This is a genomic window from Seongchinamella sediminis, assembly GCF_003457605.1.
Classification (GTDB): Bacteria; Pseudomonadota; Gammaproteobacteria; order Pseudomonadales; family Halieaceae; genus Halioglobus; species Halioglobus sediminis.
Genome location: NZ_QRAN01000035.1, coordinates 1 through 13,722, shown reverse-complemented (window position 1 = coordinate 13,722; position 13,722 = coordinate 1). Strand labels below are relative to the sequence as shown.

Sequence of the window (13,722 nt, the reverse complement as noted above, 5' to 3'; positions counted from 1 at the left end):
CCCGAAAGGTCGCCCGAAAGCTCTATTACGTTCAAGTCGACACCACAATTTATTGGTAAAAAATGGAGTCTATTCATGGAGTTACGTGGATCATGGGCTCAGTTAACCGGACAGCAGTGAGGCCAGACATATCTGGATATTTGCCACGCGGTCACTCAGGCAACCCCTGAAATGCATATCCATGCTTTTTCGCCCCTGGAAGTCTGGCAGGGCGCCCGCACTCTGGGCATGGATGTAGAGGGTTTCCTGGTACAACTAAAGGATGCCGGACTGCGTAGTTTGCCGGGAACCGCCGCAGAAATACTGGACGACGAGGTCCGGAAAGTCATCTGCCCCGACAAAATAAATACCCGGCAATGGCTTCATGTGATGGAAACCGCGCACCGTATAGGCCTTAGAACGACGGCGACCATTATGTTCGGACACGTTGAGCAACCGCGGCACTGGGCCAGGCATTTGCTGCGGTTAAAACGACTCCAGGTTCGCACCGGCGGATTTACGGAATTTGTCCCCCTCCCCTTTGTTGCCACGCAAACACCGATCTACCTGAAGGGCCGTTCACGAAAAGGTCCCACATTCCGCGAGGTTGTATTAATGCACGCAGTACCACGATTGGTGCTGCACCCCCACATTGCCAATATCCAGACATCCTGGGTCAAGTTGGGCGAGTCCGGTATCAGTGCGTGTATGAAGGCAGGCGCCAACGATCTAGGCGGCACCCTGATGAATGAGTCCATTACCCGGGCAGCAGGCGCGATCAACGGTCAGGAAACCTCGCCCAAGCAAATGGAACAACGCATTTATGCCTGCGATCGAAGCCCCTTGCAACGAACTACCTTGTATCAGGAGGCTAGTGATGAGAGGCGCAACGCGGCCTTCAATACACAGTGTATCGCTATTTCGTAGCGACTAATTGCTGGAATGTCCACTCAATACCCCGCTGCGACAGCCCATTTGAGCCGGGCATTGAGTGCTACGGAACGCGCAGTTGCTCACCCTCCATAGCGGCATTTATTGCCCGGGCACAAAACATGGTGCTTCCGTTAAAACAATTGTGACATCATTATCACTTTATAATATAGTGCCCCCTATCTATACAAGTGAGTGCAAACCCAAAGCAGAGGAAATTTAACCATGAGCAGCAACAAAGGCTGGGCCAAATTCAATTGGGAAGACCCCTTCTTACTTGATCAACAACTAACTGAAGAAGAGCGCATGGTGCGAGTTACCGCCCGGCAGTATGCGCAGGACAAACTGGCTCCACGTGTTGTGGACGCCTTTCGGGATGAGACCACCGACACTTCCATATTCCGGGAGATGGGCGAACTCGGTCTCCTCGGCCCAATGCTCGAGGGCTACGGCTGCGCAGGCATGAGCTATACCTCCTACGGTGTAATCAACCGGGAGGTGGAGCGCATCGACTCGGGATATCGGTCAATGATGAGTGTGCAGTCCAGCCTGGTAATGTACCCCATTTACACCTATGGCTCTGCAGCTCAGCGTGAGAAGTATCTACCGAAGTTGGCGAGCGGTGAATACATCGGTTGTTTCGGACTCACCGAACCCGACCATGGTTCTGATCCGGGCGGCATGAGATCTCGCGCTAAAAAAGTGGACGGAGGCTACCAACTCACCGGCAACAAAATGTGGATTTCCAACGCTCCCATTGCCGATGTGTTTGTCGTGTGGGCAAAGACTGAAGACGATGTAATTCGAGGATTTATTCTTGAAAAGAGCTGGCAAGGACTGAGCGCCCCAAAAATTCAAGGCAAGTTGTCGCTGCGAGCCTCGATTACCGGAGAAATTGTAATGGACCGGGTGTTTGTGCCGGAAGAAAACCTGCTGCAGGGGGTAGAGGGCCTCAAGGGGCCGATGGGATGTTTGAGCAGTGCTCGTCTCGGCATATCCTGGGGCGCCCTCGGTGCCGCCGAGGCATGCTGGCACGCGGCACGCCAATACGTGATGGAAAGGGAGCAGTTCGGTCGACCCCTGGCGGCGAATCAGCTAATTCAGAAAAAACTCGCCGATATGCAGACCGAAATCTTTCTGGGCCTGCAAGGCTGTCTGCAAGCAACCCGTCTGAAAGACCAGGGGCAACTTGCGCCCGAGCTGATCTCCCTGCTGAAGCGTAATTCCACAGGCAAGGCACTGGAGATAGCAAGAGTGGCTCGCGACATGCTTGGAGGAAACGGTATTTCTGAAGAATTCCCGGTAATGCGTCATATGCTGAACCTAGAATCCGTGGTGACCTATGAAGGCACCCACGATATTCACGCCTTGATTTTGGGGCGCGCCCAAACCGGTATTAGCGCATTTGCAGGCTAGCCATAAAGGCGTAGATTCAAGCCTGGAAGAGCAAAAACTGCGACACAGTCGTCATCTCTGCACAGCGCAACTTGATGACGGGCGACCGAGCATAGTCCCGTCTGTAAACTGCAGTTTCTCTCGATCACCGTCTAATCGCCGATGCGTCTAAGGGAGGAGATCAATATCAGGGTCAGGGTCAGGGTGATCGAGCCTATGGCCAGCGGAATCCTGGATAGTTGCTACTCTTCGCTGAACGTCTTGCGGCATTCCTCGGAAAAAGGCGCACAAATAAAAAAGGCCCACCCCGGAGGGCAGGCCAGACGCCTTCAGGCCGTAGGTGAGCCGGCCTGAGGGGGGTTACGCTAGAACTTGTAGGCGATACCGATGTTGTAAACCCAGGGGTCGATATCCACGTCAAACTTGACCTTGGCGTTATCCGCCTCGCGCAGGGTAACGGTCGCGGTGGTGTCGATATCGAGGTACCAGATGCCCGCGTTGAAGCTCCAGTTTTCGCCAAACGGAATGTCGACACCGGCAGAAGCGGACAGACCAAAGGAATCATCGAGATCCAGTTTGGACTTGCCGACAATGCCTTCCAGGTCACCGGCGGTTTTTTCATCGAAGAAGACAGTGTAGTTCAGACCCACACCCACATAGGGCTGCCAGCCTGAGCTGCCGCCACGGGGATACCATTGCAGGCTGAGGGTCGGCGGCAGGTGCTTGGTTGAACCGGCATCAAGCGGCGCTTCGTTCACCTCGATGTCGTGCTTGAAGGGGGTCGCGGCCAGCAGTTCCAGGCCGAAGTCCTCGGTCACCATGTAAACCGGAATAATGGACAGCTGGGTATCGTCGTCCACATCCACGGTGACGCCGAGGCCGGGCACAGTGTCACTGTCGGCATCGGGGGCAACAGTTACCGCACCGGCGCGCAGAATCCAGTCTCCGGCCTCGTAAGCCTGAGTCATCGCGGCGCCTCCGGCGAGGGCAGCGGCAACAGTCAGGGTCATAACCTTTTTCATTCTTTACTCCTATCTATGGACAATAATACGGACCCGCAGGCCCTCAAGCGATGGCGCCATATTAGAGCTGTGCAGTGCCGTGGGCATTGATGTCAATCAAGAGAAAAGGGCAGCCAGAAACACAACACCGGTACTATTACCGCTGGCGCTTATTGCCAGGGATAGTCCAGGGTCCGGCCACAGCCGTGGAAGCTGCGGCCATTGAGCTGCAGCTCCACGGTACAGGGAAATTGCTCCCCGCTCATGCTGTCGTAACAGGGGCTGTCGTTCACCGTGACCTCTATGCTGTCGCCGTTGACCTGGGCCCGGTAATGGCGCAGGCCGCCCTCCTCCGTGGTGTCGAACTCACTGAACAGCAGCCGGCTGGCCCCGTAGTCGCCAACGAACAACAGGTTCTCCTGGCCCCGCACTTCGAGATGCCAGCCAGGCTCGTTGCCGACAGCGCGGAATTCCACGCCCCGGCGCCGGGCGTCTTCCCAGGGGGCGCGGGAAGGATTCAGGCGGCAGTCGCTGTAGCGCACACCATCGACCTCCAGCATCGCCTCCTCGCCCCTGGACCAGAACATCACATCCCCCTCCTCGTAACGGGTACCGGAAGCGGCGCGCACCTGGGACAGTACCAGGTAGCGATCCTCCAGCCACAGCGCCATTTCCCCCGGCCCCAGCCGGCTGATGAACTCTATGCCCGTGCACTCATACACCAGGGTTCTGGCCAGCGGCCTGCTGTCCGGCTGGAAGCCAGTGGCGGGGCCAGTCTCATCCGCCTGCCCCGTGCAGGCGCTCAGTAAGGCCGATGCTATCAGCACGGCCCGGGTGTTCAGTGTCATGTTTCCTCCATCGTCAGCCTGCGAAAAACGGCAGGGCGATCATCCGCAACGCCAGTAATGTGACCAGCCACCGGAACCAGCGCTGGAAGTCTATCTGCGGCACCCGCTTACGGAGCCGGGTTCCCACCCAGGAGCCGGCGGTAACCGCCAGCACCATGGCCAGCAACAGGGGCCACCAGGAGGCAAAGCTGAAACCGAGAACGATAAACGCGGCAAGCCTGAGCGCGTGACTGAGGCTCATGTACACCGCCGTATTAACAACCAGCCAATCGCGCTGGGCATTGCGCCGGAGTAATACTGCCGCTCCCAGCGGGCCGGTGGCCCCGGCCAGCATGCCCAGGCTGGTCTGGTAAAAGCCCAGCCCCAGCAGGGCCCACTGTCCCCTGCCCCGGGCCTGGGGCAAAGGCACCCAGGTCAGTAGCAGGATCAACAGGCCGATAACCAGCGGCAGCCAGTGCAGGTTGAGGCTGGCATAAATCTCCCCGCCGACCATGGCGCCCAGCACTGCCCCCAGGGTGATGGCGGGAGCAATATCCCACTGGATATGGCGCCAGCCAAAGCCGGCCCGACTGAGGTTACTGGCAAGCTGGGTGGCGGCGTGGAGGGGAAATATGGCATACACCGGCACCAGGCCAGGCATGGCCGCGATCAGCAGCACCCCGCCGCCCATGCCCATCACCCCCGCCAGGGCAGAGGTCAGAAATGCAATAGGGACCAGCGTGTACTCGGCGATCATCGTCTCGTTCACAGACCAGGAAAAAGGCAGGTAGCAGAGCGGCCGATGGCGGTAACCGCCCAGGGCCAGCGCCGCTATGTGGCGCCGGCAAGCTTACCACGAGTAGCGGCCGGTGGTGGAACCCTAGCCCATACCGCCCCAGGCCCGGGGCATCTGCATATTGAGGCGTTCCAGCCCGCCGTTGATACCGAGGATATCGCCGGTGACATAGGAGGCGGCGGGCGAACAAAGGTACAGCGCGCCGACCGCGATATCCTCCACTTCAGCGAGACGCCCCAGGGGTGTTAGATCCACCATGGTTTTTTCCACCTCGGCGGTGAGCACCGTGTTCAGCGCATCCGTTCTGGTCGACCCCACCGCGATGGCGTTAACCCGCACCCGCGGTGCGAATTCCTGCGCCAGTTCGCGGGTCAGCAGCGACAGCGCCCCCTTGGCCGTGCCATAGGCGGAAAAACAGGGCGCGGGCTTGTGGCCGGCGATCGAGGAAATATTGAGAATACAGCCATCACCCCGCTCCGCCAGCTGCGGCGCACACAGGCGGGACAGCTCGTAGGCGGTGGTCACGTTGAAGCGCAGCGCCGCCTCGAACTCCGCGGCGCTGGTCTGCAGCGCGGGCCGGGGCGGAAAACCGCCGGCATTATTGACCAGAATGTCGACGCGGCCAAACTGCGCCATGGTCGCCGTCACCAGGGCCTGCAGCTGGTCAAAATCCAGCACATCGGTGGGCACGCACAGAGCCTCACTGCCAAGGGTGTTGACCTCCATCGCCAGCGCCTCCAGGTCGCTGGCGGTCCTCGCGGCCAGCACCACGCTGGCGCCCGCCTCGGCAAAGCCGCGGGCGATAGCGGCCCCGATACCCTTGCCGGCGCCGGTAACAATCGCCACCCTGCCCTGCAGGCTGAATCTGTCCAGTAATGTCATGTGCGGGTTTCCTGCGTTATTCCTGAAGTTCGATAGTCTCTCCACTGCGCGCCGCCTCGATGTCCGACTCACAGTAGGGCATGTCCACCCACACCTTGCGGGAATAGAGTTCACTCTGGTCGCCGTGGTTGGGCGACTCGGGGTTGATGGACTGGGAGGTGGTGATGATCGCCTCCGCCTGCGGGCAGTCGCTCTCATTCCAGGTCACCGCCTGGATGTAGGAGTTGCCGGCACGGATATTGCGATAGCCGCCCGCATCCAGGCCGGCGCTGATGGCCCCGAATACCCCCATGCTGCCACTGCCGCCGTGAATCGGCACATCGATACCGTTGCGCGGCAGCACCTGCACCTCGCCCCAGGGAGCGTCCAGCGCCACCCCAGCGCTGTCCAGCGCGGACACCGCTGCGGCCAGCGCAGCAGTTATCCGCTCGGCGTTACCCTCCGCCGCGATAGCAAAACCGCTGGGTGTTGCCAGCGGTCGTGCGGGGTCAAAGTCGTCCAGCCACAGCGACTGGTCGGTAATCGCGTTCTCAAAGGGGCTGCCGCCAGCGGAGATCGCTTTCCAGAACTCGGTGAACACCTGGGTACCGCGGCTGTCCACCTCGGCGCGGCGATCCCAGGCGGCGAGCACGGCGCAGGCGCGCAGCGCAGCTTCCCGCGCCTCCGCCAGTGCCTCACATAGCCGGAGCACGTCATCCAGCACCAGTTCCGCGCCCCACACCCGGTTGGCGTACATCAACTGCTGCAGGCTGGCCAGGGTGAATCCCGGGCTGGCGTCAAAGCCGTCGGTAGCGGCCAGGCGCGCCGCCACCATGGCATGGTTGATCTGGGTGCGCAGGTTCTGCTGCTTGCCCTCGTGACCGACAAAACCCATGGTGGAGGGAAAGCCTTCCAGCGGCTGGTCGGGGTTGCTCAACCAGTAACTGTCGTTGCTGTTGGCCGCATAATCGCGGGTGAAGAAACTGGGCAGGCTGGAAAAGCCGAACAGGCCGGAGCCCTCGGGTGCATCGGCGTCCACGCCCCACTGGCACTCACTGCGGTCGCCGTCGAGAACGACGATGGCCGAATTGGTCAGGCTGCGAACCACGGTGTTGATACCGGTCACACAGTCCGCCATCTTCGCCTCGGTGACATTGGGAATGGCCGAGACCTCACCGTAGAATGCATCGCCATGGCGATCTGCGGCCAGGGAATGGAACAGGGGGTTGCCAATCACCTTGAGCGCGTCGGCAAACTCGCCAACACTGGCAGCCTTGCCAATGTTCAGCCACATCTCGATGCCGCGCAGGTTGTCCAGGTTGGCGTCACGCAGCGCGTATACCGTGCCCCGGGCGGTGGGCCAGCCGGCGAACAGGTCGACGAATTCCGGAGCGATGGCGGCGGCCGTTGAAGCGAGGCTGACGATCAGCCCGTACTCCCAGCGATAAAAGGTGTGCTGCCGTTCCTCCACCGAGCCATCCGGCAGGGCCACCCTGATGGTCACTGTTTCCGGCACGATATCGCGGAATTCGCCGTCCACCTCGTACTGCAGGGGGTTATCCGGATTCAGTTTCAGTTCGAACAGGGTGAAGCGATTGGCCACGCTGACCGTGTGGCTCCAGGCCATGTCGCGGTTGAAGCCGATGGCGACCTTGGGAAAACCCTTGAGGGCAGCGCCCATGGCGTCGTATTCGCCGGGAATGGTCAGGTGCACCTGGTAAAAGGAGCCCACCCCGTACCAGGGCTGATGGGGATTGCCCAGCAACATGCCGCTGCCGGCCTGGGTCGCGTTACTGCCCAGGGCGATGGCGTTGCTGCCCTTATCGTCACTGGCGAAAGCCTGCCGCAGCTGTTCGGCGCTAAGCGGTGCCGCGCCAGCGGCTCCAGCGCGGGCTTCACCTGGGCCGCGAGCATCGAGTATGGCCTGGCGCACAATGCTCTGGTCGGTGCTGCCCTGGAGCTGGATACGGCGAAAGTATTTCCACAGGTCTATGGCCTCGATCTCCCGCACCCAGTCCGCGCCACGGCAGTTGGGATCGGTTGCGGGCAGGTTGTCGACCCCGGTTTCGCGCAGGTAGCGGTTGTAGCCCGCGGCGTAGCCCTCGACCAGATCGAGTACATAGTCCGACTGCTGGCTGAGGTAGCGCTCCTCCAGCTGCCCTTGGTCATTGTTGTTGACCAGGCTGAAGATAAAGTCGGTGTCTTCGCTGCCCTGCCCCGCGCCAAAGAATTCCAGAGACTGGCCGCTGGCGCGAATGATTTCGCTCATCAATACGCAGTAATTGTCCTGGGCGAAGGCGTAGCCATGGCCATACCCGAGGCTGCCCCAGTCTTGCGCCACAATGTGGGGAATACCGTACTCGGTGCGGGTAAGGCTCGCCCGGTAAGTAGGTTCTTCCGGCGGCTGCGGCTCCGTGGGCACGGGCTGGGCGGGTCGGGAGGAACCGCTGTCACCGCAGCCGGCAGCGATCAGGGGCAGGGCCAGCAAGGCCGCGCGCAGTAGTGTTTGCATTATCCAGGTCTCCCGCCAGGGTTGTTATCACGCCATCATACGTAAACCCGCCGCCGCAAATCCACACCGCGTCCGCCTGCTGTCATCACCCGGGCGCAACAGGCTATACTCAGGCCATGCACTTTATCTTTGAAGTCCACATGAAACCCGGTTATGCGCCGGAGCGCTATGCCCAAGCCTGGGTGAAAGCCAGCGAACTGATCCAGCAGGCGCCGGGGGCGCTCGGCACCCGCCTGCACCGCAAGATAGGCGAACCCAATGTGCTGCTGGCCATTGCCACCTGGGAATCCAAGGCTGCCCGCGATGCGATGGAAGCGCGCCCGGATGAGCGCGTTGCCCAAATCATTGCCGAGCAGGCCCAGTTTGTCGAGGTGAAGGTGATCGGCGAGTACGAAGCGCCGGAATGGGAAGTCGTCATCCCCTGATATGCAGCTCTCTGTACTGGACCAGTCCCTGGCGCGTTGCCCCGAGGAAGCCCCCGTGGCCCTGCAGGAAACCCTGCAGATGGCCCGCTGGTGCGAGCAGCTGGGCTACAGGCGCTTCTGGGTGTCCGAGCATCACGCCTTTCCGGGGGTCGCTGGCAGCGCCCCCGAGGTGCTGCTGGCGGCCATCGGTGCCGCTACCGACACCATACGGATCGGCTCCGGCGGTATTATGCTGCCTCACTACAGCCCCTATAAGGTGGCCGAGGTGTTCTCTCTGCTCGCCAACCTTTATCCGGGGCGGGTAGACCTGGGCATCGGTCGCGCCCCGGGAGCTGATATGTCCACCGCAGTTGCCCTGGCGCCGGACGGCCGGCCCCGCTTCGAACAGTTCCCGATGCTGGCCACCCGTCTCGGGAAATACCTGTGGCAGGACAACACCCAGCCCCTGGTCAGCCCCAAACCGCCTGCCGGCATCCCCCTGTGGATGCTGGGCTCCAGCCCCGACAGCGCGGTGCTGGCGGCACAGCAGGGCTTGCCCTACAACCTGGGCCTGTTCATCAATCCCCAGGCCGACACCAGGCTGATCCGTCACTACAAGCGACACTTCCAGCCCAGTGACTTACAGCCGGCGCCCCACGCCATCCTTACCCTGAGCGTATTCTGCGCCGACGACGAGGAACGGGCCCGGGCCCTGCTGCTGGCTCACGACCTCAACCTGTTCCGCTTTTTCAGCGGCCAGAGCAGCGGTCTGTCCCTAACCCCGGAACAAGCGCTTGCCTATCCCCGTGGCCCCCGGGAAGACGCTTTTATCCGCAGCCGGGAGCACAGCCGGGCGGTTGGAACCCCGCAGCAGGTCTGGCAGAAGTTGCGAGCCCTGGCCGCAGCCCACGAAGCCGATGAGATCATGGCGGTGACCAATATGTATTATTTTGAGGACCGCAAGCGCTCCTTCGAACTGCTGATTCGCCATCAGCCGGACGCTTGATGGCCAGCGTCTCTACCCACCACTTTCTCGCCGTCATGCGTGGCGCCCAGCTCAAGGGCTGGTCACGCCAGAACCTGCTGCTGGAAGCAGGCATTCCCGACCAGGTCGATTACAGCAGCGAGCAGCGGTTTTCGATCCACCAGATGACCCGGCTCACCCGGACGATATGGCGGCTGCTGGACGACGAGTTTATGGGCTTTACCCGTCGGCCCTGCAAGACCGGGGCCTTCTCCTTCGCCCTGCGCACCATGCGAAAGTCGCACAACCTGCACGATGCCCTGCTCACCGGCTTTGAATTTTATCGCCTGCTGGGGGACGACATCATCACCGAACTCATCGTCGACGGGGCCACGGCCAGAATCGACATCCGCTTCGCCCACCCCGAGTTCGATCCCCAGCACTACTTTGAAGAATTCTGGATGGTGATCTGGCATCGCCTGATCAGCTGGCTTTCCGGGGTGCGTATTCCCCTGCTGCAGGTGCGATTCCGGCAGGCAGAGCCCGCCTACAGGAAAGAACTGTATTACATGTTCCCCGGCAAACACGCCTACGGCTGCGCCAGCAGCCAGCTGGAATTCGATGCCCGCTACCTGGCCCTGCCGCTGGTGCGCAGCGAAAAGGAAACCGAAAGCTTCCTGGCGCGTTCACCCTACAACCTGTTATCGATTCCCGGCTCCGACGGCACCCTGCAGGGAGAGATCATGAGCCTGCTCACGCCGGAGAACAACGACCCCCTCTGCTTTCCGGATATTGATGAACTGGCCCGGACGCTGAAGGTAAGCGGCACCACCCTGCGCCGGCGGCTGCAGGAGGAGTCAACCAATTACACCATGATCAAGACCGAGCTGCGCCGGCAGTTGGCCTACCGAATGCTCTCCGATGCCAGGATACCTGTGGGCAAGGTCGCCGAAGCGGTAGGCTTTTCAGAAACCAGTGCTTTCGGCAGGGCCTTCAAGGAGTGGAGCGGATTCACCCCGCGCCAGTACCGAAGCACCCTGCTGAATCCCGGTGATACCTGCTGAATCACGGTAACTGGCCGGGCTTATTGGGCTGTGGCGTTTTTTCAGTGATTGTTGCGACAGTGACAGAAAACCCACAATCGCCAGACGTGTTCAAAACGTGCTCTTCATACTTACTGAACAGTGCCCCAAGATGGGCATCAATGTCTTCCTGCGTAAAGTCGAGCGAGTGCAGACACTGAACGTCCAGGGACTTTGCCTTGCTCACGGCTTTGGCCACATCGTTGTAGTTGAATACGACGTTCAGTACACCTTCGCCTTTGGTCTGGAGAAAATGGGACACTGCACTGTCACTTTCCCGGCCCTTCATGGGTGCACACAGTTCGATTCCCGCATCCCAGCTTATGGCAACATTGATGCCATAATCCTCGCCTGTCCAGTTTGCGTCATCAAACTGTGCACCAAGCAATTCTGAATAGTAACGTTTCGATGCTTCCAAATCGTGGACTGCGACAATGATTCGATTGATACCTCTAAGATTCATAGCGTTAGCCTTTTCGTTGTTGACCGGCCCTTCAGCAATGGCACAGAGCGTCGAGCTCGACGGCAAATTTAAAGCGCAGCGGGAACATTATCCAATAGCACCATGTTAAGCATGTGCCAGTTTAAGTCCAGCGATACCAGCACAAATCAGACCCAGGCTGACCAGCTTGAGAACATCGGTTGACTCGTCAAACAGCACTATCCCAAGAATGGCGGCGCCCACAGCCCCGATGCCCACCCATATTGCGTAGGCTGTTCCTACAGGCAAAATTTTCAGCGCCAGGCCGAGCAACAGGAAACTGGGTACCAGGGGAAAAAACTGTTCCGACAGTAGGCCAGAACCTTGTAAATCCATCTGTGTACTTTAATCCAACGGCCCAGGCGATCTCTAGAAGACCGGCTATAAACAGAATTATCCAGTTCATATACACCTCTCGTATTTTGGGCTCGTCCCCTGGCAAATGTCGAGAGCTGACGTCGTCCTCGTTTCAGAATGTTTGACGCTTTGGGCTGGGGCGCGCGTTAGCGCGTCCCAAGCCACACTGGTTATTTTTCTGACTAGCAATTATCTTTTTTCGCTTGTCCAGGAGGACAGAAGTCACCGTTACCATCGTTGCCGTGCTTTGTCTTTGCCTCCAATTCGACTCCACCAACTTCACCTTTTACCTGGTGCAACGTACAACCACCTAAGCTGGCTGACAACGAAAGTACTACTGATATAAAAAATCTCATATTGAATCCCCAACTTTTGCTTTTTGGCGCAACTTGCTAAATTGCGCGCAGGTTGGAAAGTTAAAACACTTTCCGCGGTACGTGGCCAGACAGGATTGCTGCCTGAGCAACCAGTTCAGTGGTTGCTGTGCCCCGAACAGATGCCGACATGAATCGAATTCCTTCTCGATGCTGCAGGAATATAGCTTAGCCTGGCAGGTTATTTTGCGCACATTAACGTTTAGCTCAGCGACGCGACCTTGACCCTACACGTCTGCATTTACTTTTTATGTGGAGTAGCTCCGCTTTGTAAGTCACTCCAAAGCCAGGTAAACGACACCGAAAAAAGAGCCAGCGAAAATTAGCACGTTCGAAAGGATACCCGAAAATTCGTAGGCGGGGTGACCTTTGAACAAGATATGCAGTAATCCGTGGATTATGAGAAACAGCCCAACGCCTATACGTGCCATTTTACGAGTCTTTGAGTTTTCACTCGAAACCAGGGCAAGGATAATAGCAAACATTGGTATGTGTGCCATTGTAAAAACAATCTGTCCTGCTTCATCTGGAAGTGCGCGGATTAGTGGTATCACTCGCCATTCGTGATTGAGCATTGAGTCGAGCTCATGGGTAAATAGCGTTCCAAATCCCAGATAGAAGAATAAGTCTTTCATGCCAGATAACATCGCCAGCGGCGGGCGCGCTGTAAGCGCGTCCGGCGGCTGTAGGCCGCATACTGCTGCGTCTTGTTAAATGGCTCTCGGCACACGATCTGCCTGAGCCACGCTTTGATTTAATTGCCGGAGTTTGTTGAGGGATATTTGAAACTGGCCATTACTCGGTAGCCGCTTCCCTTCGAACTGCTTCCAAACAAGGATGCCAGGACCGTTGTAGATTTCCTCGAATGTACCGTCAGGTAGGATCTTGATAATAATCGTATGCTGTGGCTGACTCCGGAATGCAACAGAGTTGGATTGCGTAGCCTTGATCTCAACTTCCAAGCCGCGTTCAGTGACAGCGTCATAGCCTTTGTTGGATGCGGTTTTGAGATCAAGACTGTATGCATCGGCCACAAGGCATTCACCTAAACTGCCAACCATATGGCCGTCCGGAGTGAAGTGCCTACCCGGGAACATGGCCTCCAATTCATTGACCGTGGCGTAGAGTTGCTTGACCAAGGCCCGGAATGTATCGTGATCGATCATAGAAATTTAACGCCTTGCACATCAGCGCAGAAACCGCGTAGCGGTTTGGGCGTCCGGCCCCGCCGGGAACGAATGGGCGCGACTTGTTAATTTGCGCCCAGCGTGGACAGGAAAGACGTTTCCGCGGAAACGTGAAAGGATGGAACCTGCTGCCCGAGTAGTCTGATGCAATAATGTACCGCCTGGCGCAAATACTGACATGACTCGAACTCCTTCTCGATGCCTCATGATGCTAGCTTAACTCACCAAAGTGACTTGCGCACATTAACGCTTCGCGCCGGGGTGGCCGGTCGCCCGTCCCGGCGCGAAGCGCCCTTGCTGCTTGACTTGTATGGATGCCTGGCTGGTACATATTTTGTAGTATAGTGGTTGCAGAGGTAGTAAAGATGACGACAGCACAACTTGAAACCGTTAGAAACGAGGCTTTAGCGTTGTCAGAGACCGAGCGCGCACGCTTGGCCAGTGACTTAGTGGTAAGCGGCGTTAAATCTGCCTACTTGCCCCTGGGATAAGCCGGCACATTTTTTTCAAATCGCGGCAGGTCAACGTTCCACGGGAGCAGGGCCTCGAGCTTCTCCACCGTATCTGCGGCG

General features: G+C 58.7%; 14 protein-coding genes and 1 pseudogene. 5 read left to right on the top strand and 10 right to left on the bottom strand.

Going from position 1 to position 13,722, the window contains the following annotated elements:
• Positions 1 to 132: 132 nt before the first annotated feature.
• Both DWB85_RS18575 and DWB85_RS18570 read left to right on the top strand, forming a co-directional pair.
• Positions 133 to 906, top strand: coding sequence for a CofH family radical SAM protein (locus DWB85_RS18575; RefSeq protein WP_338055652.1), 774 nt, complete (start codon positions 133 to 135; stop codon positions 904 to 906).
• Between the two features lie 228 nt (positions 907 to 1,134).
• Entirely contained in the window at positions 1,135 to 2,325 is a 1,191-nt protein-coding gene (locus DWB85_RS18570) for an acyl-CoA dehydrogenase (RefSeq protein ID WP_117957510.1), read from the top strand.
• Positions 2,326 to 2,669: 344 nt separating this feature from the next.
• On the opposite strand, the gene DWB85_RS18560 is transcribed toward DWB85_RS18570, so the two are convergent.
• The 5 genes from DWB85_RS18560 to DWB85_RS18540 all read right to left on the bottom strand — a co-directional run bounded on the left by DWB85_RS18560 (position 2,670) and on the right by DWB85_RS18540 (position 8,301).
• The gene (locus DWB85_RS18560; protein ID WP_117957506.1) at positions 2,670 to 3,326 is read right to left on the bottom strand and encodes an OmpW/AlkL family protein; all 657 of its coding nucleotides are present in this window, start codon (positions 3,324 to 3,326) and stop codon (positions 2,670 to 2,672) included.
• Positions 3,327 to 3,475: 149 nt separating this feature from the next.
• Positions 3,476 to 4,153: a COG3650 family protein gene (locus DWB85_RS18555; RefSeq protein WP_117957504.1), complete on the bottom strand. Its 678-nt coding sequence runs from the start codon at positions 4,151 to 4,153 to the stop codon at positions 3,476 to 3,478.
• 13 nt (positions 4,154 to 4,166) lie between these two features.
• Positions 4,167 to 4,889, bottom strand: a complete 723-nt coding sequence (locus DWB85_RS18550) for a sulfite exporter TauE/SafE family protein (RefSeq protein WP_117957502.1) — start codon at positions 4,887 to 4,889, stop codon at positions 4,167 to 4,169.
• A 123-nt stretch (positions 4,890 to 5,012) separates the two neighbouring features.
• On the bottom strand, positions 5,013 to 5,810 hold the full coding sequence (locus DWB85_RS18545; RefSeq protein WP_117957500.1) for a glucose 1-dehydrogenase: 798 nt from the start codon (positions 5,808 to 5,810) through the stop codon (positions 5,013 to 5,015).
• A gap of 16 nt (positions 5,811 to 5,826) precedes the next feature.
• Complete coding sequence (locus DWB85_RS18540; RefSeq protein ID WP_117957498.1) at positions 5,827 to 8,301, bottom strand: penicillin acylase family protein; 2,475 nt, start codon at positions 8,299 to 8,301, stop codon at positions 5,827 to 5,829.
• 116 nt (positions 8,302 to 8,417) lie between these two features.
• On the opposite strand from DWB85_RS18540, the gene DWB85_RS18535 reads away from it, so the two are divergent.
• From DWB85_RS18535 to DWB85_RS18525, 3 genes are read left to right on the top strand one after another with little or no spacing between them, the layout of a single operon-like run.
• The gene (locus DWB85_RS18535) at positions 8,418 to 8,726 is read left to right on the top strand and encodes an antibiotic biosynthesis monooxygenase family protein (protein WP_117957496.1); all 309 of its coding nucleotides are present in this window, start codon (positions 8,418 to 8,420) and stop codon (positions 8,724 to 8,726) included.
• A 1-nt stretch (position 8,727) separates the two neighbouring features.
• Positions 8,728 to 9,711: an LLM class flavin-dependent oxidoreductase gene (locus DWB85_RS18530; protein ID WP_117957494.1), complete on the top strand. Its 984-nt coding sequence runs from the start codon at positions 8,728 to 8,730 to the stop codon at positions 9,709 to 9,711.
• Positions 9,711 to 10,733: an AraC family transcriptional regulator gene (locus DWB85_RS18525; RefSeq protein ID WP_117957492.1), complete on the top strand. Its 1,023-nt coding sequence runs from the start codon at positions 9,711 to 9,713 to the stop codon at positions 10,731 to 10,733. Before DWB85_RS18530 ends, DWB85_RS18525 begins: the two co-directional genes overlap by 1 nt.
• A gap of 1 nt (position 10,734) precedes the next feature.
• On the opposite strand, the gene DWB85_RS18520 is transcribed toward DWB85_RS18525, so the two are convergent.
• The 5 genes and pseudogenes from DWB85_RS18520 to DWB85_RS18500 all read right to left on the bottom strand — a co-directional run bounded on the left by DWB85_RS18520 (position 10,735) and on the right by DWB85_RS18500 (position 13,129).
• Positions 10,735 to 11,214 carry a VOC family protein gene (locus DWB85_RS18520; RefSeq protein WP_117957490.1) on the bottom strand — a complete coding sequence of 160 codons (480 nt, stop codon included), beginning with the start codon at positions 11,212 to 11,214 and terminating at the stop codon, positions 10,735 to 10,737.
• Positions 11,215 to 11,319: 105 nt separating this feature from the next.
• Positions 11,320 to 11,568, bottom strand: a complete 249-nt coding sequence (locus DWB85_RS18515) for a DMT family transporter (RefSeq protein ID WP_275400929.1) — start codon at positions 11,566 to 11,568, stop codon at positions 11,320 to 11,322.
• 10 nt (positions 11,569 to 11,578) lie between these two features.
• Positions 11,579 to 11,638: pseudogene (locus DWB85_RS20070) on the bottom strand (hypothetical protein); the annotation flags it as partial.
• Positions 11,639 to 12,238: 600 nt separating this feature from the next.
• Complete coding sequence (locus DWB85_RS18505; protein WP_117957486.1) at positions 12,239 to 12,598, bottom strand: DUF6713 family protein; 360 nt, start codon at positions 12,596 to 12,598, stop codon at positions 12,239 to 12,241.
• 75 nt (positions 12,599 to 12,673) lie between these two features.
• Positions 12,674 to 13,129, bottom strand: coding sequence for a DUF6998 domain-containing protein (locus DWB85_RS18500; protein WP_117957484.1), 456 nt, complete (start codon positions 13,127 to 13,129; stop codon positions 12,674 to 12,676).
• Between the last annotated feature and the right edge of the window lie 593 nt (positions 13,130 to 13,722).